15 protein-coding genes and 7 pseudogenes are annotated in these 23,204 nt (G+C 60.5%); 8 read left to right on the top strand and 14 right to left on the bottom strand.

Annotation, left to right across the window (positions count from 1 at the left end; all coding sequences use genetic code 11):
- Positions 1-59 precede the first annotated feature (59 nt).
- A complete protein-coding gene (locus JFV26_RS11790; RefSeq protein ID WP_201192416.1) occupies positions 60-950 on the bottom strand; it encodes an SDR family oxidoreductase in 891 nt (296 codons plus the stop codon).
- Positions 951-960: 10 nt separating this feature from the next.
- Positions 961-1,701 carry an SDR family oxidoreductase gene (locus JFV26_RS11785; RefSeq protein WP_201192414.1) on the bottom strand — a complete coding sequence of 247 codons (741 nt, stop codon included), beginning with the start codon at positions 1,699-1,701 and terminating at the stop codon, positions 961-963.
- 129 nt (positions 1,702-1,830) lie between these two features.
- Here JFV26_RS11785 and JFV26_RS11780 point away from each other — a divergent pair, with 129 nt between their 5' ends.
- Positions 1,831-2,721, top strand: coding sequence for a LysR substrate-binding domain-containing protein (locus JFV26_RS11780; protein ID WP_201192412.1), 891 nt, complete (start codon positions 1,831-1,833; stop codon positions 2,719-2,721).
- A 72-nt stretch (positions 2,722-2,793) separates the two neighbouring features.
- On the opposite strand, the pseudogene JFV26_RS11775 reads toward JFV26_RS11780, so the two are convergent.
- A pseudogene (locus JFV26_RS11775) lies at positions 2,794-3,461 on the bottom strand (substrate-binding domain-containing protein); the annotation flags it as partial.
- A 17-nt stretch (positions 3,462-3,478) separates the two neighbouring features.
- Between JFV26_RS11775 and JFV26_RS11770 the strand changes: the two are divergent.
- Positions 3,479-4,795, top strand: a pseudogene (locus tag JFV26_RS11770) (LLM class flavin-dependent oxidoreductase).
- Positions 4,796-4,944: 149 nt separating this feature from the next.
- Positions 4,945-5,982, top strand: coding sequence for an L-glyceraldehyde 3-phosphate reductase (gene mgrA, locus JFV26_RS11765; protein WP_201192410.1), 1,038 nt, complete (start codon positions 4,945-4,947; stop codon positions 5,980-5,982).
- A 137-nt stretch (positions 5,983-6,119) separates the two neighbouring features.
- On the opposite strand, the gene tauD is transcribed toward mgrA, so the two are convergent.
- The 7 genes and pseudogenes from tauD to JFV26_RS11730 all read right to left on the bottom strand — a co-directional run bounded on the left by tauD (position 6,120) and on the right by JFV26_RS11730 (position 14,770).
- Positions 6,120-6,962, bottom strand: a complete 843-nt coding sequence (tauD, locus tag JFV26_RS11760; protein WP_201192408.1) for a taurine dioxygenase — start codon at positions 6,960-6,962, stop codon at positions 6,120-6,122.
- A gap of 179 nt (positions 6,963-7,141) precedes the next feature.
- Complete coding sequence (gene tauC / locus JFV26_RS11755; RefSeq protein ID WP_201192406.1) at positions 7,142-7,975, bottom strand: taurine ABC transporter permease TauC; 834 nt, start codon at positions 7,973-7,975, stop codon at positions 7,142-7,144.
- On the bottom strand, positions 7,972-8,766 hold the full coding sequence (gene tauB / locus JFV26_RS11750) for a taurine ABC transporter ATP-binding subunit (RefSeq protein ID WP_201192404.1): 795 nt from the start codon (positions 8,764-8,766) through the stop codon (positions 7,972-7,974). Before tauB ends, tauC begins: the two co-directional genes overlap by 4 nt.
- Positions 8,767-8,781: 15 nt before the next feature.
- Positions 8,782-9,759 (bottom strand): taurine ABC transporter substrate-binding protein, encoded by a 978-nt coding sequence (tauA, locus tag JFV26_RS11745; RefSeq protein WP_201192402.1) that lies wholly within the window; start codon positions 9,757-9,759, stop codon positions 8,782-8,784.
- A gap of 339 nt (positions 9,760-10,098) precedes the next feature.
- Positions 10,099-11,681 (bottom strand): annotated as a pseudogene (gshA, locus tag JFV26_RS11740) (glutamate--cysteine ligase).
- A 382-nt stretch (positions 11,682-12,063) separates the two neighbouring features.
- Positions 12,064-12,447, bottom strand: coding sequence for a PaaI family thioesterase (locus tag JFV26_RS11735; protein WP_201192400.1), 384 nt, complete (start codon positions 12,445-12,447; stop codon positions 12,064-12,066).
- Positions 12,447-14,770, bottom strand: a pseudogene (locus JFV26_RS11730) (Tex family protein). The gene JFV26_RS11735 and the pseudogene JFV26_RS11730 overlap by 1 nt, the downstream one beginning before the upstream one ends.
- A 361-nt stretch (positions 14,771-15,131) precedes the next feature.
- Between JFV26_RS11730 and ompR the strand changes: the two are divergent.
- Together ompR and JFV26_RS11720 are read left to right on the top strand one after the other, a co-directional pair.
- A pseudogene (gene ompR / locus JFV26_RS11725) lies at positions 15,132-15,871 on the top strand (osmolarity response regulator transcription factor OmpR).
- Between the two features lie 114 nt (positions 15,872-15,985).
- Entirely contained in the window at positions 15,986-17,299 is a 1,314-nt protein-coding gene (locus JFV26_RS11720; RefSeq protein WP_201192398.1) for an ATP-binding protein, read from the top strand.
- Between the two features lie 94 nt (positions 17,300-17,393).
- Here the strand turns inward: JFV26_RS11720 and rimK are convergent, their stop codons facing one another.
- From rimK to rimA, 3 genes are read right to left on the bottom strand one after another with little or no spacing between them, the layout of a single operon-like run.
- On the bottom strand, positions 17,394-18,299 hold the full coding sequence (gene rimK / locus JFV26_RS11715; RefSeq protein WP_054047778.1) for a 30S ribosomal protein S6--L-glutamate ligase: 906 nt from the start codon (positions 18,297-18,299) through the stop codon (positions 17,394-17,396).
- A complete protein-coding gene (gene rimB, locus JFV26_RS11710; protein ID WP_446739715.1) occupies positions 18,296-18,775 on the bottom strand; it encodes a retropepsin-like aspartic endopeptidase RimB in 480 nt (159 codons plus the stop codon). The genes rimK and rimB overlap by 4 nt, the downstream gene beginning before the upstream one ends.
- Before the next feature lie 16 nt (positions 18,776-18,791).
- Entirely contained in the window at positions 18,792-19,571 is a 780-nt protein-coding gene (rimA, locus tag JFV26_RS11705) for a S6 modification regulatory phosphodiesterase RimA (protein ID WP_201192396.1), read from the bottom strand.
- Positions 19,572-19,687: 116 nt separating this feature from the next.
- Here rimA and JFV26_RS11700 point away from each other — a divergent pair, with 116 nt between their 5' ends.
- Complete coding sequence (locus JFV26_RS11700; RefSeq protein WP_201192394.1) at positions 19,688-20,095, top strand: RNA-binding S4 domain-containing protein; 408 nt, start codon at positions 19,688-19,690, stop codon at positions 20,093-20,095.
- A gap of 115 nt (positions 20,096-20,210) precedes the next feature.
- Here the strand turns inward: JFV26_RS11700 and JFV26_RS33450 are convergent.
- Positions 20,211-20,403 (bottom strand): annotated as a pseudogene (locus JFV26_RS33450) (phosphatase PAP2 family protein); the annotation flags it as partial.
- Positions 20,404-20,541: 138 nt separating this feature from the next.
- Between JFV26_RS33450 and hslO the strand changes: the two are divergent.
- Both hslO and JFV26_RS11690 read left to right on the top strand, forming a co-directional pair.
- The gene (gene hslO, locus JFV26_RS11695) at positions 20,542-21,444 is read left to right on the top strand and encodes an Hsp33 family molecular chaperone HslO (RefSeq protein ID WP_201192392.1); all 903 of its coding nucleotides are present in this window, start codon (positions 20,542-20,544) and stop codon (positions 21,442-21,444) included.
- 182 nt (positions 21,445-21,626) lie between these two features.
- Positions 21,627-23,167: pseudogene (locus tag JFV26_RS11690) on the top strand (phosphoenolpyruvate carboxykinase).
- Positions 23,168-23,204: the final 37 nt, after the last annotated feature.

Genomic DNA, 23,204 nt, shown 5'->3' with positions numbered 1-23,204 from the left:
TCCAACCGTGTTGTGTTCGACGCAGATCCAGTGTGGGAGCGGGCTTGCTCGCGAAGGGGTCACTGAGGTGTCAGCTCGAGCAAATCATCAATACCAATCCGCTCGGCAAACTCGATCCGAACCCGCTCCGACACTTCCAGTACTTGCGCTGCGCCATCCCCGACAAAATCGATCACCGACCGCGCCGGCCGCGAGCCCTGCGGCAGTCCGACGATCCTCGCGATGTCATCTGCCACCGCTTGCGGGTCAGCATCGTCCGGGGTCAACGCACTCAGGCGTTCGCCGACTTTATCCATCACCCCGTCATATCGAGCATAGGCGTTGCTGCGCGCCACATCGGCCGGTTTGCCGGCACTCGGAAAATGATCGGTGCCGCGGGTGAAGGCGCCGGGCACCACGATGGAGGTTTCGATGCCGAAGCGGGTCAGTTCGTAGGACATGCTCACCGCCAGGGAATCCATCGCCGCTTTCGCGGCAGCATACAGGCCCATGAACGGCGGGAAACCGCCCTTGGTCGTGGTGCTGCTGATCCACAACACCAACCCCGAGGCCTGAGCGCGCATCTGCGGCAACACCGCACGGCTGACCCGCTGGGCGCCGTAGAAATTGGTGTCGAAGACTTTCATGATTTCTTCGGCGGTGAAGGCTTCGGTCGGGCCGATCACTAGATGCCCGGCGTTCTGCATGACCACGTCGAGACGACCTTGTTCTTTGACGATGGTCGCCACCGCAGCGTCGGCCGAATCCTGTGACAACACGTCCAGCTCAAGCGGATGCAACTCGACGTTTTGTTCTTTGGCCCAGAGGCGAAAGGCCTCGGCCCGTGTGGCGTTGCGCCCGTTCACGTCGCGCATGCTGGCGTAAACGATGTGCCCGGCCCGGGCGAGGGATTCGGCGGCGAGTTTGCCGATGCCGGTGCCGGCGCCCGTGATCAGAATGACGTTTTTCATGGGATTATCCTCAGACCAGACCGCCGTTAACCCGCAGGATTTGCCCGTTGACCCAAGCCGAGTCCGGGCCAACCAGGAAGCTCACGACGCGGGCAATGTCTTCCGGCTGAGCCAGGCGCTCCAGCGGTGCCATCTTGGCGAACGTCTGGATTTGCTCTTCACTCTTGCCGTGCAGGAACAGGTCGGTGGCCACCGGGCCAGGTGCGACGGCGTTGACGGTGATGTTGCGACCGCGCATTTCCTTGGCGAACACCTGGGTCAGGGATTCCACCGCCGCTTTGCTGGCGATGTACACCGCGTATCCCGGCAGGTTCATGCCGACGGTGCTGCTGGAGAAGTTGATAATCCGCCCGCCGCTGTTCAGGCGCGTGGCGGCTTCACGCAGGGCGTTGAACGTACCGCGGGTGTGGATGTTGAAGTTCTGGTCGAACAACTCGTCGGTGTGTTGCGCCAGCGGCATGACCTTGAGGATGCCGGCGTTGTTGACCAGCACGTCGACCTTGCCCAACTGGGCTTCGGTCTCGTCGAACAACCGGCGTACGTCGTCGGCACTCGCCACGTCAGCCTTGATCGCTATGGCCCGGTGACCGGCCTGACGTAATTCGACCACCCGTTTCGAGGCCTCGGTGGCGCTGTTGGCGTAGTTGATGGCGACGGCGAAACCTTCGCTGGCCAGTTGTTTGGCGATCACCGCGCCGATGCCGCGGGAGGCGCCGGTCACGATGGCAACTTTTGAAGTCTGAGTAGTCATGGCGGTGGTTCCTTTGAAGGTGTTTGCTTGGGGTGAAGCCAGATTCACATGTTTACTCAGGGCGATAAATGCACCAGAGTTGCCTTGACTGTTCAATAATCACCAACAATCGAAAGTCAGGGGCCGACCGTGGACCAAGTCAAAGCAATGAAGGTGTTCGTGCGGATTTACGAGCGCAGCAGCTTCACGTTGGCGGCCGATGACCTGAACCTGCCGCGGGCCACGCTGACCCATACGCTGAACCAGTTCGAAGCCTGGCTCGGCACGCGTTTACTGGAGCGCAGCACGCGCAAGGTCCGTCCGACACTGGACGGCGAGGCGTATTACCAGCGTTGCGTGCAGTTGCTGGCGGAGCTGGAAGAGGCCGAACTGGCGTTTCGTGGCGTGGCGCCGAAAGGGCGGTTGCGGGTGGATTTGCACGGCACCTTGGCCAAGCACTTTGTGATCCCGGCATTGCCGCAGTTCATGGCCCGTTATCCGGACATCGAGTTGTCCTTCAGCGAGGCCGACCGCTTTGTCGACCTGATCGCCGAAGGCGTCGATTGCGTGTTGCGTGCCGGCACCTTGGGCGACTCGGCATTGATCGGCAAACGCGTCGCCAGCCTGCGCCAGATCACCTGCGCCAGCCCGGCGTATTTGCGCAAATACGGCGAACCGAAAAGCCTTGCCGACCTGAGCCAGCACCGCGCGGTGAACTACGTTTCACGTACCACCGCCAAACAGTTTCCGTTTGAATTCATGGTCGATGGCGAACTGAAAGAAGTGGCCATCGATGGTGCGCTGTCGGTGTTCGGCGCTGAGATTTATGCGGCGTCGGCGATTGCCGGGCTCGGCATCATCCAGTGCCCGCATTACCGCATGGAAACGCAGATAGCCCAGGGGCTGGTGCAGGAAATCCTCACCGACACACCACCGCCGCCGATGCCGGTTTCGGTGCTGTACCCGCACAATCGACACATGTCGCCACGGGTTCGGGTGTTTGTGGATTGGTTGGGGGAGGTATTTTCGGGGGCCGTTTGAGCGAGGATCAAGATCAAAAGATCGTCCGAACGCGGCCCGAGCCTCCGATCTTTTCAGGATGCCTACAGGGTGTCAGGCGCTCTCGCGCTCAATCACCTGACACTCCAGCAAATTCAATCGCTGCACTTCATCTTCCACTGGCAACAGCCCCAAACTCTCCAACACCCGCGTCGCCGCCAGCACGCCAATCTCCAGCGCTGGCGGTTTGATGGTGCTCAAGCTTGGCAGCAGCATTTCGGCGAACGGGTAATCGCCAAACCCGAGTACGGCGCAGTCTGCGGGGATTTTCAGTCCGGCGCGTTGCCCGGCCAATAAACCACCCGCCGCCAGGTTGTCGTTGGCGAAGATGATCGCGTCAGGGCGCGGTGAGGTGTTCATCAGCGCTTCCGTCGCCTGTTTACCCGCCTCAAACGGCGCACGATCCGCCTCTGGCGCAAACACCCACGGTTCCAGCCCCAACTCGCACATCGTCGCCGCATAGCCGTCACGCCATTCCAGCGCGTTTGAATCCCCGGTGCGCTGTTCTGCACAAACGCGATCCGCCGATAGCCCTTGCCGTGCAGATACTGCGCGGCTGTCACGTCGACCTCAACATGCGGAAAACCAATCTGCAGTGGCTCGTGCTCGGGTTGGTAATCCCGGGTTTCGATCACAGGGATATCGGCGATCATCTTTTCGATGCCGGCGCCGTGGAAGTGGCGGGTCAGCACCAACGCTGCCGGCGACCAGCCGAGAAATTGCGCAAGGACTTCTGACCATGGCTCGACAGCTCAAGCTCGGCGCGTTCCTGATGGCTACCGGGCACCACGTTGCCGCCTGGCGGCATCCCGACGTGCCGGCCGATGCGGGACTAGACTTCGGCCATTACAAGCGACTGGCACAGATCGCCGAAGCGGCGAAGTTTGACGCGTTGTTCATCGCTGACAGCGTGGCGGCGCCAACTGGACCGATTGCCAGCCGCATGGCGCGCTCAGACCACTTTGAGCCCCTGACTTTGCTGTCTGCATTAAGCGCCGTGACAGAGTGCATCGGGCTGATCGCCACGGCCACAACCAGCTATAACGAACCGTACCATGTAGCACGAAAATTCGCCTCTCTGGACCATCTTTCAGGGGGCGCTCGGGGTGGAATCTGGTGACTTCCGACCCTGCTGCTGAGGCGCAGAATTTTGGCCGCGACGAGCATATCGGCCATTCAGACCGCTACAGCCGGGCTCGGGAGCTCTATCAGGTGGTCACGGGCTCTGGGACAGTTGGCAGGACGACGCCTTTGTACGGGACAAGGCCGGCGGTACGTACTACCACCCGGAAAAAGTACACATCCTTGATCATGTCGGCGAACACTTCCGGGTCAAAGGCCCGCTGAATGTGGCGCGCTCGCCCCAGGGCCAACCGGTGATTGTGCAGGCCGGTTCATCCGAGCTCGGTCGTGACCTGGCGGCACAAACTGCCGAGGTGGTGTTCACCGCGCAGACCTCATTGGCCAGCGCCCAGGCGTTTTATGCCGGCCTCAAGGGCCGCTTGGCTCGGTACGGTCGCAGCGCCGATTCGCTGAAAATCATGCCCGGTGTTTTTGTGGTCGTCGGGCGTACCGAAAGCGAAGCCCGGAAAAATATGAAACGTTTCAGCCATTAGTCGAACCCGGGGTTGGCGTCGCATTACTTGGGCGTATGCTGGGCAACTTCGACTTGTCGAAGTACCCGCTGGACGGACCGCTGCCGGCGTTGTCACTGACAGAAAGCGGTCAGCAAAGTCGTCAGAAACTGCTGACCGAACTGGCCGGCCAGGAAAACCTCAGCCTCGCCGAGTTGGGCCGCAAGATTGCCGGCGGCCGGGGGCATTACAGTTTGGTGGGAACGCCGGCGCAGATTGCCGACCACTTGCAGGATTGGTTCGAACAGGGCGCGGCAGATGGCTTCAATGTGCTGGTGCCGCACCTGCCGGGCGGCCTGGAAGACTTCGCCAATGGCGTGGTTCCGGAACTGCAGCGACGCGGGTTGTTCAGAACAGAGTACGAAGGCCGGACCTTGCGCCAGAACCTTGGGCTCGTCAGGCCAGACAATAGATTTGCGTAACACCCCCTTGTAGGAGCGAGCGGGCGGCGTTCCGACTTGCCCGCGAAGGCGATCTTGAAGACGCCTTCGCCAGCAAGCTTGGCTCCTACAAAAAGATCAGGTCGGCACGACCGAAAAGATTTCAGACAAAACAGACAAGAGAGGATTCGATGCCTTACACCGCTGCCGAAAACCGCTATGACTCCATCCCATACCGCCGCGTAGGCCGCAGCGGGCTGGTTTTGCCGGCCCTCTCCCTGGGGCTGTGGCACAACTTCGGCGACAGCACGCCGATCGACACCCAGCGCTCGTTGCTGCGCACCGCATTCGACCTGGGCATCAACCACTTCGACCTGGCCAATAACTATGGCCCGCCGTACGGCAGCGCCGAAATCAACTTCGGCCGTTTGCTGCGCGAAGACTTCAAGCAGTACCGCGACGAGCTGATCATCTCCAGCAAGGCTGGTTGGGACATGTGGCCAGGCCCTTACGGCCAGGGCGGCGGCTCGCGCAAATACGTGCTGGCCAGTCTCGACCAGAGCCTGCAACGCCTGGGCCTCGATTACGTGGACATCTTCTATTCCCACCGCTTCGACCCGGACACCCCGCTGGAAGAAACCGCCAGCGCCCTGGCCACCGCTGTGCAGCAGGGCAAAGCGCTATACATCGGTATCTCGTCTTACTCCGGCGTAAAAACCCGTGAAATCGCCGCGCTGTTGCAAGAGTGGAAAGTACCGCTGTTGATTCACCAACCGGCCTACAACCTGCTCAATCGCTGGGTGGAAAAAGACCTGCTGGACGTCACCGACGAACTCGGTGCCGGCGTGATTGCGTTCACTCCGTTGGCCCAGGGTCTGTTGACCGACAAATACCTCAACGGCATTCCGAAGGATGCGCGGGTTAATCGTCCGGGTGGTGGTTCGTTGCAGGAATCGCACCTGTCCGAAGCCAACATCGCCCACGTACGCGGGCTCAACGAGATCGCCAAGCGTCGCGGCCAGAGCCTGGCGCAACTGGCGTTGGCCTGGACCCTGCGCGACTCGCGCGTGACCTCGGCCCTGATCGGCGCGAGCCGGCCGGAGCAGATCATCGAAAACGTCGGGGCGTTGAAGAACTTGAGCTTTAGCGCGCAAGAGTTGGCGGAGATCGATCGGTTTGCCCAGGAAGGCGGGATCAATCTGTGGGAGAAGCCTTCGACGGCTGAGTAAGCGCTCGGCGCCGGATTATCTGGCGCCTGTCATATCGCCTTCGCGAGCAAGCCCGCTCCCACAGTTGGAACGCATTCCAACTGTGGGAGCGGGCTTGCTCGCGAAGGGGCCATATCAGTCAATCAGGGAATCAGGGTTTACTTAAAAAACGGCACATCCCCCAACACCGTAGCCCGCTGCATCACCCGCCGCGCCGGCCGGTAATCGTCCACCGCGTAATGCTGCGTCACGCGGTTATCCCAGAACGCCACGTCATCCGTCTGCCAACGCCAGCGAATGGTAAATTCCGGCCGCGTCGCATGAGCAAACAGCAGCTTCAAAATCGCCTCACTCTCCGTCTCCGACAGCTCATTAATCTTCGACGTGAACCCTTCATTGACGAACAACGAACGGCGCCCGCTCACCGGATGTGTGCGAATCACCGGGTGTGACAGCGGCGGGTTCTTGCGCCGAGCTTCTTCCCACTGAGCCAACGCTTCGGGCGTGTTGCCATAGCGTTCCAGCGGAAACGAACGGGTGAAATCGTGAGTAGCAGTCAGCCCTTCGAGCAAGGTTTTCATCGGTGCCGACAAGGCTTCATGCGCCGCAATCCCGCTGGCCCACAACGTGTCGCCACCAAACTCCGGCAGCAACTTGGCGCTGAGCACTGCGCCCATGGCCGGGGTGGGCAGGAAGGTCACGTCGGTGTGCCAGATCGCGTTGTCGCGCACGTCGGTGACGGCGGTGTCGAGGATCAGCACCTGCGGTTGTTCCGGGACGTTGGGGTAGATCGGGTGAATGTGCAGGTCGCCGAAATTGGCGGCGAAACGCGCCTGTTGCTGCGGCGTGATCGGCTGGTCGCGGAAGAACAAAACCTGGTGCTTGAGCAGCGCCTGTTCGATGGCGTCGCGCTGTTCCAGGTTCAGCGGCTGGCTGACGTCGATGCCGCTGATCTGCGCGCCGAGGGCCGAGCTTAAAGGGACGATGGTCAGAATGCTCATGGAGGTTCTCTTCAATTCTGGGTGTCGTATATGAATTTTGTGAACGACACCGCACCTGTAGGAGCTGCCGAGTGAAACGAGGCTGCGATCTTTTGATGTTGTTTTTAGAGAGCAAGATCAAAAGATCGCAGCCTCGTTTCACTCGACAGCTCCTACAGGGCTGATCCAATTCAGAAGCTTCAGTGTGCCTGGCCGTGCCATGGCACCAGTTTGCGTTGCAGGGCACGCAGGCCCATTTCCATGGCGAAGGCGATCAGCGCGATCACCAGAATCCCCAGCACCACCACATCGGTGACCAGGAATTGCGCGGCCGATTGCACCATGAACCCCAAGCCGCTGGTGGCGGCAATCAATTCGGCGGCAACCAGCGTCGACCAGCCCACGCCCAGGCCAATCCGCACGCCGGTCAAAATATCCGGCAAGGCACTCGGCAGAATCACATGCCGAATCAACTGCGCTCGCGTCGCGCCCAGGGACTGCGCGGCGCGCAACTTGGCCGGGTCAACCGTGCGCACGCCCGTCGCGGTGGCGATGGCAATCGGGGCGAAAATCGCCAGGTAGATCAGCAAGACTTTCGACAGCTCACCAATGCCGCACCAGATCACGATCAGCGGCAGATAAGCCAGCGGTGGAATAGGGCGGTAGAACTCGATCAGCGGATCGAGAATCCCGCGAGCGATGCGGTTGTGGCCAATGGCGATGCCGACCGGCACGGCGGTCAGCACCGCGAAGCCCAGGCCCAGGCCGATGCGGCTCAGGCTCGCGCCCAAGTGCTGCCACAACGTTGAATCCATGTAGCCGGTGGTCGCCAGCAGCCAGCCTTTTTGCAGCACGGCGGACGGTGGGGGCAGGAACAGCGGTTCGATCATTCCTGTGGCAGTCACCGCCCACCAAATGAACACGAGAGCGACCAGCGTCAGCACGCTGATCCAGCGAGTACTGAAGCTGCGACGGACCGGGATCACCGTCGACCCCGGTTTAACCGTCACGGCCGGAATTTCATAGCTGCTCATGCGCGCTCCTGCCGCTGGGCGGCACTGCGTTGGGAGAACACCTTGGCGAGCACGTGTTCGCGGGTTTCGATAAAGCGCGGGTCGGATTTGATCGCTCGTGCCGACTCGCCAGCGGCGTAACGCTGGCCGAAGTCCAGGCTCAAGCGCTCGACGATTTGCCCAGGGTTTGGAGCCAGCAGAATCAAATCAGTGGCGAGGAATACCGCTTCTTCGATGTCGTGGGTGATCAGGAATACCGGTTTGGCGGTGCGCCGCCAGACTTGCAACAGCAGCTCTTGCATCTGTTCGCGGGTGAAAGCATCGAGGGCGCCGAAGGGTTCGTCCATCAACAACACGCGCGGGTCGGCGGCGAGGGCTCGGGCCAAACCGACACGTTGCTTCTGGCCGCCCGAGAGCTGCCAGATGCGGCGGTTTTCAAATCCGGAAAGGTCGACCAACGCGAGCATTTCCCGAGCGCGGATTTCCCGTTTATCGCGGGAAACGCCAGCCAGTTCCAAGCCGAATCCGACGTTAGCCAGAACGTCTTGCCAAGGCAGCAACGCGTCGTCCTGAAACACCACGCCGCGTTCGGCACTCGGGCCTTTGACCGGCACACCGTCAAGGGTGATACGCCCGGCGCTGGGCTCGACGAAACCGGCAATCAGGTTCAACAGCGAAGTCTTGCCACTGCCGGACGGGCCGAGGGCCACCAGCAATTGCTGGGGCCCAAGGCTCAAGGAAATATCCGTCAGTACCGGTTCCGGACTGCCGGGGTACTGTGCGCTGATGCGCTCCAGCTGTAGCAAAGCCATCGCGGTTAACTCCGATCAGTTGGTGATGTATTTGGCGCTGACGTACGGGGCGTAGTCCGGCAGTACGGCTTCGACCTTGCCTTGTTCTTTCAGGAACGCGGCGGTGTCGGTGATGGCCTTGGTGGTCGGCGCGCCGAGGGTGATCACTTGGTCAGCCGCGAGCGGGTAGACGTTGCCTTGCAGCAGCAATGGAATGTCTGTGGCCTTGGCGCCGGAGAGTTTCACCAGTTTGTCGACGTTGGATGGGTTGGCGAGCCAGGCTTTCGGGTCTTTGCGGTAGTCGGCGTAGGCATCCAGGGTCACTTTGGCGAACGCGGTGACGATTTCCGGGTGCTTCTGGGCGAAGTCTTTACGCACGATCCAGGCATCGAAGGTGGGTGCACCGAACTTGGCCAGTTCGCCGGAAGTGATCAGCACTTTGCCGTTTTCCTTGGCTACGCCGAGGGCCGGGTCCCAAACGTAGGTGGCGTCGATATCACCGCGTTTCCACGCAGCGACGATCGCCGGCGGCGCGAGGTTGAGGATGGTGACTTTCGACGGGTCGATGTTCCAGTGCTTCAGCGCGGCGAGCAGGCTGTAGTGGCCGGTGGAAACGAATGGCACGGCGATTTTCTTGCCGATCAGGTCTTGCGGGGTCTTGATCCCGGAGCCGTCGCGAGCGACCAGCGCTTCAGCGGCGCCGATCTGGGTGGCGATGAGGAAGGTTTCGACCGGGACTTTGCGGGTGATGGCCGCCGTCAGAGGGCTGGAGCCGAGGTAGCCGATTTGCACGTCGCCGGACGCGATGGCGGCAATGATGTCGGCACCGTTGTCGAATTTGCGCCAGTCGATCTTGGCGTTGGTGGCTTTTTCGTAAGCGCCGTCGGCCTGGGCGACTTTGGCCGGGTCCACGGTGGTCTGGTAGGCGACGGTCACGTCAGCCGCCTGGACAAAGAAACTCGCCGCAGCCAGGGCCGCGGCCGCCAGGAGGCGAAGAGGGACGTTCAGTTTCATTGGGGAAGCTCCTTGTCAGGCGACCGAGAGTCGGCGTGAAAGGAGACTAAATGATATAAGAATTAGAAAATAAATAACTTTTTCGAATTAGCTTATGAGCGGAAAATTCTAAAGGATCAAAAGATCGCAGCCTGCGGCAGCTCCTACAAGATCAAAAGATCGCAGCCTGCGGCAGCTCCTACAAGGATCAAAAGATCGCAGCCTGCGGCAGCTCCTACAAAGGTAGCGTGTGGATCCGAAATTGTGTGGTGCGGGCAAAAAAATCGCAGCCCTGGCACCGTTCCGTAGGAGCTGCCGAAGGCTCGGGCCGCGTTCGGACGATCTTTTAACAGGCGCCGCTTAGTTGCTGATTGACAAAATACTCGCCTGATACGACCCGACAAACACATCGAAATCGCCCACCTCGTTCTGCTCCAGCTCCGCCTGTTCAGCCAGCGACGAGCGCGCCCGTGCTTCAAACTTCGCCTGGTCCTCAACGCTCAACGGCTCACTACGGAAGTACTCCGCGTGGACGCGGCTCTGGCGCAGGGAGAACTGAGCAAAGCTTTCCTTATGCTCCGCCATCGCCGCCAACACTTGGGCCGATGGAGTGCGGGACGGGTCCTTGATCTTCTCCAATTGCACGTCCAGAGACTTGCTATGCGCATCGCCGCCATGGCTCTGATCGAGCAACGCCGCCAATGGGGCAATCTTCTCCAGCAACTCGGTGGCCCATTCCTTCATGTCCACCGGTTGACCGTCGCGCTGCAATTGCAGGCCCGGCGACGACCTTCCTTGACCACGCTGAGGAAGTTCGAAGTCGCGTTGTTGCATGTATTGCTGGCCAGCAGCGGGCTGTCGTTCAGCGCGCAATACAGCAGGAACGCGTCGAGGAACCGCGATTCTTGCAAGTCGATGCCCATCGGCAGGAACGGGTTGATGTCCAGGCAACGCACTTCGACGTACTGAATGCCACGGGCCACCAAAGCCTGAATCGGCCGTTCGCCGGTGTAGGTCACGCGTTTCGGGCGGATGTTGGAGTAGTACTCGTTTTCGATCTGCAGGATGTTGGTGTTGAGCTGCACCCACTCACCGTCCTTGTGCGTGCCGACTTCAACATACGGCGCATACGGCGTGGCCACCGCTTTGCGCAGGCTGTCGGTGTAGCTGGCCAAGTCGTTGTAGCACGGCGTCAGGCCGGCCTGGGCGTTGCTCTGGTAACCCAGATCACTCATGCGCAGGCTGGTGGCGTACGGCAGGTACAGGGTGTCCGGGTCCAGTTGTTCCAACTGGTGCGCGCGACCGCGCAGGAAGCCGGCGTCCAGCGCTGGCGAGGCACCGAACAGGTACATCAGCAGCCAGCTGTAGCGACGGAAGTTACGGATCAGCGCGATGTAGGCCGACGATTGATAGTCGCGGTCGGTACCGACAAAGCCTTCAGCCTCCTTGAGCAGCGGCCAGAGCTTTTCCGGCAGGGAAAAGTTGTAGTGAATCCCGGCGATGCACTGCATGGTCTTGCCATAGCGCAGGGCCAGGCCCTTGCGGTAGACGTACTTGAGCTGACCGATGTTGGACGTGCCGTAATAGGCAATCGGGATGTCTTCCTCGGCCGGCAACGGGCACGGCATCGATGGACTCCACAGGTACTCGTTGCCGAGTTTGCTGTAGGCAAAACGGTGAATGCTGTCCAGGCTTGCCAGGGTGTCTGCCGGGTCGGGCAGGGCGGGCGTGATGAACTCCAGCAGCGATTCGGAATAATCGGTGGTGATTTGTTCGTTGGTCAGCGCGGAACCCAATTCTTCCGGGTGCGGCGTTTGCGCCAGGCGACCTTCATCGGTCACGCGCAGGCATTCACGTTCGATGCCGTGAAGGCACTGTTCGAGCAGAGAGAGGTTAGCGCGCTCGCCGAGCAGAGCCAGGCGGCGGTTGAGAAGTTCGCTCAAGTTGGATTCCTTCACGCGTCAGTCGCCCCAATATGGGGGTGGGCAAGACGGTCTACAAGGGTGAAGTTAAAACTGGCGTTTTCGCCTGGTTCTTGAGTCATACAGACCTGATGCCTGCCAGTTAAGGATTGATCACCGCAACCCCCTGTGGGAGCGGGCTTGCTCGCGAAGAGGGAGTGTCAGTCAACATTAACGTCGCCTGACACACCGCTTTCGCGAGCAAGCCCGCTCCCACAGGTTGCGCGTCTTAACTGGCGGGCATCAGCCGCACAGGCTCACAGTTAATTGCCAACTTCACTCCCTGAATCTGGCTGTCGCGGACACGGAAAAGTTCGACGCCGCAGTTGTAGCGCCGAAATTAACTCAAATTGATGGCATTCATCTACAGGACAGCGAACGTACCTTGTGCTTTTGCGACCAGTTTGTCGCCTTGCATTACATCAGCTTCAACCACCAGCGTACGACGGCCCGGATGGATCACCCGCGCCGTACACAGCACTTCGCCGCTTTCAACGGCGCGAATGTAGTTGATCTTGCATTCGATGGTTGCGCTCTGCTGGTCAAAGCCGTGGGTGCTGGAACAGGCCAGCCCCATGGCAATGTCCACCAGACTGAACAAGGCCCCGCCGTGCAGCTTGCCGCCGCGATTGCGCAGCTCTGGCTCAAGCGCCAGGGCGACTTGCGCCACCCCGGTTTCCAGGCTGTGCAAGCGACACCCCAGCAGCTTGAAAAAAGCGCTTTCGGTCAGGCCGGCAGGGATGTCCATCAGCGTTTCTTCAACTGCTTGGCGTTGGCGAACAGCGAAGCCATGGCGTTGTTGGCCGGGGCTGGCGCCGTGGTTTCCTTGCGCGGTGCGGTGTTCTGGGATTGGCGCGGCGCCGACCCCGGCCGTGCGCCACGGGCACCGTCGATTTTCTCGCCCGGGGTGTCGCTCATGCGCATCGACAGGCCGACGCGTTTGCGCGGGATGTCGATTTCCATGACCTTCACTTTCACCACATCACCGGCCTTCACCGCTTCACGCGGATCCTTGATGAACTTCTCCGAAAGCGCGGAGATGTGCACCAAGCCGTCCTGATGCACGCCGATGTCGACGAACGCGCCGAAGTTGGTCACGTTAGTCACCACGCCTTCGAGGATCATCCCCAGTTGCAGGTCCTTGAGGTCTTCGACGCCTTCCTGGAACTCGGCGGTCTTGAACTCGGGACGCGGGTCGCGGCCAGGTTTTTCCAGTTCTTGCAGGATGTCGGTGACCGTCGGCAGACCGAACGTTTCGTCGGTGTACTTCTTCGGATCGAGGCGCTTGAGGAAACTCGCATCGCCGATCAGCGAACGAATGTCGCGGTCGGTTTCAGCGGCAATGCGCTGCACCAGCGGATAGGCTTCCGGGTGAACGGCCGAGGAATCCAGCGGGTTGTCGCCGTTCATCACGCGCAGGAAACCGGCAGCCTGTTCGAAGGTTTTTCACCCAGCCGCGCGACTTTCTTCAACGCCGCGCGGGTTTTGAACGCGCCGTGCTCGTCGCGGTGGCTGACGATGTTCTGCGCCAGGGTCGCGTTGAGGCCGGAGATACGCGCCAGCAGCGCCACCGAAGCGGTGTTCACGTCCACGCCCACGGCGTTTACGCAGTCCTCGACCACGGCGTCCAGGCCGCGCGCCAGTTTCAGCTGCGACACGTCGTGCTGGTACTGGCCGACGCCGATGGATTTCGGATCGATCTTCACCAGCTCGGCCAGCGGGTCTTGCAGGCGACGGGCGATGGACACCGCGCCACGGATCGACACATCGAGGTCCGGGAATTCCTTGGAAGCCAGTTCCGACGCCGAGTAAACCGATGCGCCGGCCTCGGAGACCATGACTTTGGTCATCTTCATGGCGGGGTATTTTTTGATCAGCTCAGCGGCCAGTTTGTCGGTTTCCCGGCTGGCGGTGCCGTTGCCGATGGCGATCAGGTCCACCGCGTGCTTGGCGCACAGGGCGGCGAGGACCGCGAGTGTCTGGTCCCACTTGTTGTGCGGCACGTGCGGGTAAACCGTGGCGTGATCCAGCAGCTTGCCGGTGGAATCGACCACGGCCACCTTGCAACCGGTGCGCAGGCCCGGGTCGAGGCCCAGGGTGGCGCGGGGGCCGGCCGGGGCCGACAGCAGCAAGTCGTGCAGGTTGTGCGCGAACACGTTGATCGCTTCGGTTTCCGCGCCATCGCGCAGTTCGCCCAGCAAGTCGGTTTCGAGGTGGGTGTAGAGCTTGACCTTCCAGGTCCAGCGCACCACTTCGCCCAGCCATTTGTCGGCGGCGCGGTTCTGGTTCTGGATACCGAATTGCTGACCGATCATGCCTTCGCACGGGTGCATGGTGCCCGGCAGCTCGTCGCCGACTTTCAGCGCCGAACTCAGAATGCCTTCGTTGCGGCCACGGAAAATCGCCAGCGCGCGGTGCGACGGCATGCTTTTCAGTGGTTCATCGTGTTCGAAATAGTCGCGGAACTTGGCGCCTTCCTCTTCCTTGCCGGCGATCACGCGGGCACTGAGGGTCGCTTCCTGCTTGAGGTAGCTGCGCAGCTTGTCCAGCAGGCCGGCGTCTTCGGCGAAGCGTTCCATCAGGATGTATTTGGCGCCTTCGAGGGCGGCCTTCACATCGGCCACGCCTTTTTCGGCGTCGATGAAGCGCGCGGCTTCGGTGTCTGGCGTCAGGGACGGGTCGTTGAACAGGCCGTCGGCCAGGTCGCCGAGGCCGGCTTCCAGGGCGATCTGGCCCTTGGTGCGGCGCTTCTGCTTGTACGGCAGGTACAAGTCTTCGAGGCGGGTCTTGGTGTCGGCAAGTTTGATGTCACGCTCAAGTTGCGGGGTCAGCTTGCCTTGCTCTTGAATGCTGGCGAGGATGCTGATGCGCCGTTCGTCGAGTTCCCGCAGGTAGCGCAGACGCTCTTCCAGGTGCCGCAACTGGATGTCATCGAGGCTGCCGGTCACTTCTTTCCGGTAGCGGGCGATGAAGGGAACGGTAGAGCCCTCATCGAGTAGCGCGACGGCCGCTTCGACCTGTTGTGGGCGTACACCGAGTTCCTCGGCGATGCGGCTGTTGATGCTGTCCATAAAACCACCTGACAAATTGTGAAAGCAGGCTCGCAGGCGCAGGGTTAAAGGCTCGGCGAGACTGGTTGAGCGGCCTGGCCTGCGCCGCTACCTGGGTCAACAGGCATCCCGTTGACCCGTGAAATCGAACAATTACTGCGCACGCCTTAAAAATAAAAAGCGGCCTACTACAGTAACGATCAGACGTTGCCTGACACAAAACGCCGCGCATTATAACCAGCGTTCCGCGATTCGGGGGCATTGCACCCTGCAGGCATAAAAGCCGGTTTTCTGGCGCTGAAGGAAAAATCTGCTAACAATGCACACGGTGCGTATAACGGCAGCTACGCCATAATGCGCGCCGAGCTAAAAGGAGCATCCAATGAGCAGCACTGTAAACAATGCTGAAGGCGAAAAAATTCTTATTGTTGACGACGATCCAGGGCTGAGCAGCCTGCTGGAACGCTTTTTCGTCAGCAAGGGCTACCGTGCCCGTGCCGTACCGAACACCGAGCAGATGGACCGCTTGCTGGCCCGTGAAGTGTTCAACCTGGTCGTCCTCGACCTGATGCTGCCCGGTGAAGACGGTTTGACCGCCTGCCGCCGTCTGCGCGGCGCGAACAATCAGATCCCGATCATCATGCTCACGGCCAAGGGCGATGAGCTGAGCCGCATCAAGGGCCTGGAACTGGGCGCCGACGATTACCTGGCCAAACCGTTCAACCCGGACGAGCTGATGGCCCGGGTCAAAGCGGTCCTGCGTCGTCAGGCTGCACCCGTGCCGGGCGCGCCGGGCAGCGAAGACGAAAGCGTGACCTTCGGTGACTACGAGTTGTCACTGGCCACCCGCGAACTCAAGCGCGGCGATGAAGTGCACATGCTCACCACCGGTGAGTTCGCGGTACTCAAGGCCCTGGTCATGAACGCCCGTCAGCCACTGACCCGCGACAAGTTGATGAACCTGGCCCGGGCCGCGAGTGGGATGCCCTGGAGCGTTCCATCGACGTGCAGATCTCCCGTCTGCGCCGGATGATCGAGCCCGATCCATCCAAGCCACGCTACATCCAGACAGTCTGGGGCGTGGGCTACGTGTTTGTTCCGGACGGCGCCGCCACCAAGTGATCGGCGATTTGTAGGAGCGGGTGTGCGGGCAACGGGTCAATCGACTTTGCCCGCAGACTCGCGACCCGCAATGTGCGAGCATCGCTCGCTCCTGCAAGTGTGTAGCGGTTATTCATGAAAACCCCCGTTTGGTTCCCCCAGAGTTTCTTCTCCCGCACCCTGTGGCTGGTGCTGATTGTCGTCCTGTTCTCCAAAGCGCTGACCCTGGTTTATCTGTTGATGAACGAAGACGTGCTGGTGGACCGCCAATACAGCCACGGCGTCGCGCTGACGCTGCGCGCCTATTGGGCCGCCGATGAAGAAAACCGCGCCAAGATTGCCGATGCCGCAACCCTGATCCGGGTAGTTGGCGCGGGTGTGCCGGAAGGCGAACAACACTGGCCGTACAGCGAAATCTATCAGCGGCAGATGCAGGCGGAGCTGGGTGCCGACACTGAGGTCCGGTTACGCATGCATTCCCCGCCGGCGCTGTGGGTCCGGGCGCCAAGCCTGGGCGATGGCTGGCTGAAAGTGCCGCTGTACCCGCATCCGTTGCGTGGCCAGAAAATCTGGAACGTGCTCGGCTGGTTCCTCGCCATCGGCTTGCTGTCCACCGCCTCGGCGTGGATCTTCGTCAGCCAGCTCAATCAACCGTTGAAACGCCTGGTCTATGCCGCGAGGCAGCTCGGCCAGGGCCGCAGCGTGCGCCTGCCGATCAGTGACACGCCAAGCGAAATGGCCGAGGTTTACCGCGCCTTCAACCAGATGGCCGAAGACGTCGAACAGGCAGGGCGCGAGCGCGAGTTGATGCTGGCCGGGGTGTCCCACGACCTGCGAACACCGCTGACCCGCCTGCGGTTGTCCCTGGAACTGATGGGCAACCACAGCGACCTGAGTGACGACATGGTGCGCGACATCGAAGACATGGACGCGATTCTTGACCAGTTCCTGGCGTTCATTCGCGACGGTCGTGACGAGTCGGTGGAAGAGGTGGACCTGAGCGATCTGGTGCGCGAAGTCGCCGCGCCGTACAACCAGAACGAAGAGAAAGTGCGCTTGCGCCTGGAACCGATCCAGCCGTTCCCGCTGCGTCGGGTGTCGATGAAGCGCTTGTTGAACAACCTGATCGGCAACGCCTTGCACCATGCGGGCAACGGTGTTGAGGTCGCGGCTTATGTGTCCGGGGATACCAGCGCGCCGTATGTGGTACTGAGCGTGATGGACCGTGGGGCGGGGATTGATCCGTCGGAGCTGGAGGCGATCTTCAATCCGTTTACCCGTGGCGATCGGGCTCGGGGCGGCAAGGGTACCGGGTTGGGCCTGGCAATCGTGAAGCGGATTGCCTCGATGCATGGCGGCAATGTTGAGTTGCGTAACCGCTCGGGTGGCGGGCTTGAGGCGCGGGTGCGGTTGCCGTTGGGGTTGATGCTGCCGCGGGATGCGGTTTAACCGCTGAAAAAGATCGCAGCCTTCGGCAGCTCCTACAGGGTACGCATTCCCATGTAGGAGCTGCCGAAGGCTGCGATCTTTTGATCTTTTCGCTTTAGCCCTTGCCTTTGGTCCGAGTCATATTCGGCCCACCATTCTTCTCAAGATGTTCAATGATGATCCCCGCCACGTTCTTCCCTGTGGTGGTCTCGATCCCTTCCAGGCCCGGCGACGAATTCACCTCCATCACCAGCGGCCCGTGATTGGAACGCAGGATATCGACACCCGCCACCGCCAGCCCCATCACCTTGGCTGCACGCAATGCAGTCATGCGTTCTTCCGGGGTGATCTTGATCAGGCTCGCGCTGCCACCGCGATGCAGGTTGGAGCGGAACTCCCCGGGCTTGGCCTGGCGCTTCATCGCCGCGATCACCTTGTCGCCGACCACGAAGCAACGAATGTCCGCACCGCCGGCTTCCTTGATGTACTCCTGAACCATGATGTTTTGCTTCAGGCCCATGAACGCTTCGATCACCGACTCCGCCGCCGTCGCCGTTTCACACAGCACCACGCCAATGCCCTGGGTGCCTTCCAGCACCTTGATCACCAGTGGTGCGCCGTTGACCATGTCGATCAGGTCGGGAATGTCGTCCGGCGAGTGCGCAAACCCGGTGACCGGCAAGCCGATGCCCCGGCGTGACAGCAGTTGCAACGAACGCAGTTTGTCTCGCGAACGGGCGATGGCCACCGACTCGTTGAGCGGGAACACCCCCATCATTTCAAACTGGCGCAACACCGCGCAGCCATAAAACGTCACCGAGGCACCGATCCGCGGGATCACCGCATCGAAGCCTTCCAGCGGCTTGCCGCGGTAGTGGATCTGCGGCTTGTGGCTGGCAATGTTCATGTAGGCGCGCAAGGTGTCGATCACCACCATTTCATGGCCACGCTCGATACCGGCTTCGACCAGACGACGGGTGGAATACAGACGCGGGTTCCGCGACAGCACAGCGATCTTCATGCAACACCTGTGGAGGAGGTAGATACCGGGAACACCGGCTTGTCTTGTACGTATTTAATCCCTGGATTGACCACCAACTGGCCGTCGATCAGGGCTTTGGAACCGAGTAGCAGGCGATAGCGCATGGATTTTCGGCAGGCGAGGGTGAATTCGACCCGCCAGACCCGATCACCGAGGGCCAGGGTGGTGCTGACCACGTAGCGCATCTGCGCGTGGCCATTGGAGCTTTTAATGGTTTTCATCGTCACCAGCGGCGCCTCGCAGCGTCGGTGGCGCAATTGCACCACCGTGCCCAGGTGCGCGGTGAAGCGCACCCACTCTTGCCCGTCCCGTTCGAAGGGTTCGATGTCGGTGGCGTGCAGGCTGGAGGTGCTGGCGCCGGTGTCGATTTTTGCCCGAAGGCCCGCGACTCCCAAATCCGGAAGCGCCACCCACTCGCGCAGACCGACAACGGTCAAATGGTCAAATGTCTTCAATAGGAAAAACCAGCGATTAGCGCGTCCAGGCTTCAGGTTTTACCTGGGCCAACGCTTTGAATGCAGGTTTGGCGAACCAGTAACCCTGCATCAGAAAAATTCCACAGTCCGCCAGGAAATCCCGTTCACCGGCACTCTCAATGCCTTCGGCAATGACTGTAACGTTCAACTCCGCACAGATTGTGACAATCCCCCGGACGATAGCCTGACGAACACGGTCGCGGTCGACATCGCGGATCAGCGCCATGTCGAGTTTGATCAGGTCCGGTTGGAAATCAGCCAGCAGATTGAGCCCCGAATAACCGGCACCGAAATCGTCGATGGCCGTCATGAAGCCGAATTCGCGGTATTCACGCAGAATATTGGTCAAATGGCGATAGTTATCTACGTGCTCGCTTTCCAGTGTTTCGAAAATCAGCCGGTCGATGGGAAAATTGTGTTTTTTCGCTGCCTCCAGGGTGCTGCGTATACAGAGCTCCGGACGGTACACGGCGTTGGGCATGAAGTTGATCGACAAATGTGTCTGCATATTAAGATTCGCCGCCCCTTCAATGGCCAGGGTCCGGCAGCGCTGATCGAAGCGGTAGCGGTTGGCGTCGGTGATTTGGTCCAGGACCGACAGTGCTCCTTCACCGGCCAGGCCCCGTACCAAGGCTTCGTGGGCGAAAATCGTCTGATCGCGCAGATCGACGATGGGCTGGTAGGCGAAGGCAAAATCGAAGCCCAGTGGTTCGCTTTCCTGGCAACCCTTGCAGCCGCTTTGGGGAGAAGTTAATGAAGACGGATATATAGTCACTCGATTACTCCATGCCGGTGAGCCGGCCGAGACCAGATTCTAGCTGGCGGGCCAGGTTCTTGCGTCCGACAGAATCGGTAGTACAGTTCCGACTATTGGCTGAAAGAGGAATTCGTATGGCACAAAAACAGGAAGAGGACGACAAGGTCCGTCTCGATAAATGGTTGTGGGCCGCGCGTTTTTACAAAACACGTGCCTTGGCCAAGTCGGCCATCGAGAGCGGCAAGGTGCATTGCCGGGGCGAACGTTGTAAGCCGGGCAAGGAACCACGTATCGGTGACGAGTTTCAGATCCGCATCGGGTTTGAGGAAAAGACGATAGTGGTACAGGCGCTATCGATCGTGCGCCGTGGCGCGCCAGAGGCTCAGGCGTTGTATGCCGAAACGGAGGCGAGCGTCGTCAAGCGTGAAGCGGCTGCGGCGATGCGCAAGGCCGGGTCGCTGGGCGTGAGCACCGATGGCAAGCCGAGCAAGAAGCAGCGGCGGGATTTGTTCAAGTTTCGGGGCAGCAGCAACGACGAGTAGGGCCGTCAAATGTGTGTTGCCTGCAAAAGATCGCAGCCTTCGGCCGCTCCTGCAGGGGGAATGCGTACACCCGTAGGAGCTGCCGAAGGCTGCGATCTTTTCAGCTTCACCTCGTTACCACCGCGTCTAATGGACCCAGACTTGCAATTGCCCACACATGGAGCCATATCGGGTGACTGGCCAACGGGGCATTGAGTCGGCGAACCAGCCACTCGTCGAAAAGCACGCACAACATCTGACCCGTAGGCCATAACCAGAATGCGCGACAGCGCCAAAGGCACAAAATCGCGCAAAACCAGCCGGCGCAGGTTTCACCTTGCTTGGAACAAACCCGGATTGTTCATAAAATGCCTCCAATGGCTGAACGTAGCGCACCAAAAAGGTGCTGAAAAGGCGCAATTCTACGTTCCGTAACCTTTTTGTCATCCATTCAGATACCCAGACCTATGACCGATCTATCGGATACCGACTTCACCCAACGCTTCATCTTTGATGACAGCGACACCCGTGGCGAGCTGGTTGCGTTGGAACGTAGCTACGCTGAAGTGCTCGCCAAACACCCCTATCCGGAGCCGGTCGCGCAACTGCTGGGCGAACTGATGGCGGCCGCATCATTGCTGGTCGGGACCTTGAAGTTCGATGGCTTGCTGATCCTGCAGGCCCGTTCCGATGGCCCGATTCCGCTGCTGATGATCGAGTGCTCCAGCGAGCGCGATATCCGTGGCCTGGCCCGTTACGACGCCGATCGGATCGCCCCTGACGCGACCCTCGCCGACCTCATGCCCAACGGCGTACTGGCGCTGACCGTCGACCCGACCCAGGGCCAGCGCTACCAGGGCATCGTCGACCTTGACGGCGAAACCCTGTCCGAGTGCTTTACCAACTATTTCGTCATGTCGCAGCAAGTCGGCACGCGTTTCTGGCTGTACGCCGATGGCCGTCGCGCCCGTGGCCTGCTGCTGCAGCAATTGCCCGCCGACCGCCTGAAAGACGAAGAAGAACGCGCCGCCAGCTGGCAGCACATCACCGCGTTGGGCAGCACCCTGACCGCCGATGAGTTGCTGAGCCTGGACAACGAAACCGTGCTCCATCGCCTCTACCACGAAGAGCAGGTTCGCCTGTTCGATGTGCAGAAACTGCGCTTCCGTTGCAGCTGCTCGCGCGAGCGTTCGGCCAATGCGTTGGTCAGCCTGGGTCTGGAAGACGCCCAGTCGCTGGTCATCGAACATGGCGGGAATATCGAGATCGATTGCCAGTTTTGCAACCAGCGCTACCTGTTTGATGCCGCGGATATCACCCAATTGTTCGCGGGTGCGGGCGTTGATACGCCGTCAGATACCCGGCACTAAAACGGTTCAGCGTAGGTAAATTCACTGCTTGGCGCCGGAATAACGCCGTTACGACGGGAGGGCCCTACTATTTTTGGGCGTTTCTGGCATAATCCGGCCCACTTTTTGTCGCGGTAGTAGTGCACGACTTTCTACTACAAAACGTTTGGAGCACACTCGGCCACTGGCCGACGGGGAATCTCATGACGCAAGCCAATAACGCCGTGTACACCGATCTGAGTGTTGATGATCTGGTAAAAGAAGCTCTGAATCGCGGTGAAGGCGAACTTGCCGATACCGGCGCGCTGGTTGTTCGCACCGGTCACCGCACCGGTCGCTCGCCAGTCGATCGTTTCATCGTGGAAGAGCCAACCACTCAGGCCGCCATTGCCTGGGGCCCGATCAACCGCAAGTTCCCGGCCGACAAGTTCGACGCCCTGTGGAACCGCGTTGAAGCCTACCTGGGCGAGCGCGAGCGTTTTGTATCCCACGTGCATGTAGGTTCCGACCCTGCGCACTACCTGCCGGTCAAAATGACCACGCAAACGGCCTGGCACAACCTGTTCGGCCGTTGCCTGTTCATCAACCCTGAGCAATACAACCAGGGTGGCAAAGATGAATGGCAGGTGATCAACGCCCCTGAGTTCGAGTGCGTACCAGAGCGTGACGGCACCAACTCCGATGGCACCGTGATCATCAACTTCGCGGCAAAAAAGTGCTGCTGGCTGGCATGCGTTACGCTGGCGAAATGAAAAAAGCCCTGTTCTCGGTTCAGAACTTCCTGCTGCCAGCGGTCGACGTTCTGCCGATGCACTGCGCTGCCAACATGGGCGAAGAGGGCGATGTAACCCTGTTCTTCGGCCTGTCCGGCACGGGTAAAACCACCCTGTCCGCCGACGAAAGCCGCTACCTGATCGGCGACGACGAACACGGCTGGGGCGTGGGCGTGGTGTTCAACATCGAAGGCGGTTGCTATGCCAAGTGCATCGACCTCTCCGAGAAGAACGAGCCCGTCATCTGGAAAGCCATCCAGCACGGCGCCGTACTGGAAAACGTCGTACTCGATGCCAACAAAAAGGCCGACTACGCCGACGACAGCCTGACCCAGAACAGCCGCGCCGCTTACCCGCGTGAACTGATCGAAAAACGCGCACCGAAAAACCTCGGTGGCGAGCCAAACGCTGTGATCTTCCTGACCTGCGACCTGACCGGCGTCCTGCCGCCAGTCTCGATCCTCAGCGAAGAACAAGCGGCCTACCACTTCCTGTCCGGCTACACCGCACTGGTGGGCTCGACCGAAATGGGTTCCGGCAGCGGCATCAAGTCGACCTTCTCCACCTGCTTCGGCGCACCGTTCTTCCCGCGTCCGGCTGGCGAATACGCAGAACTGCTGATCAAGCGCATCCGCGGCTTCGGCTCCAAGGTTTACCTGGTTAATACCGGCTGGACCGGCGGCGGCTACGGCGTCGGCAAACGCTTCAACATCCCGACCACTCGTGGCGTGATTGCAGCGATCCAGAGCGGTGCTTTGATCGGTGCTGAAACCGAGCACCTGGACACTATCAACCTGGACGTGCCATTGGCTGTTCCTGGTGTCGAGACTGGCCTGTTGAACCCACGTAATACCTGGGCTGACAAGGCTGCTTACGATGAAGCTGCCAAGGCGTTGGCCGGGTTGTTTGTTGAGAACTTCAAGAAGTTCGATGTGAGCGATGCGATCAAGGCTGCGGGTCCTAAGCTGTAAGGCTTGGATGTAGCAAAATGAAAAAGCCGCCCTTTCA

It is taken from the genome of Pseudomonas sp. TH31 (assembly GCF_016650815.1).
Classification (GTDB): domain Bacteria; phylum Pseudomonadota; class Gammaproteobacteria; order Pseudomonadales; family Pseudomonadaceae; genus Aquipseudomonas.
This window is presented reverse-complemented; position numbering and strand designations above follow the sequence as displayed.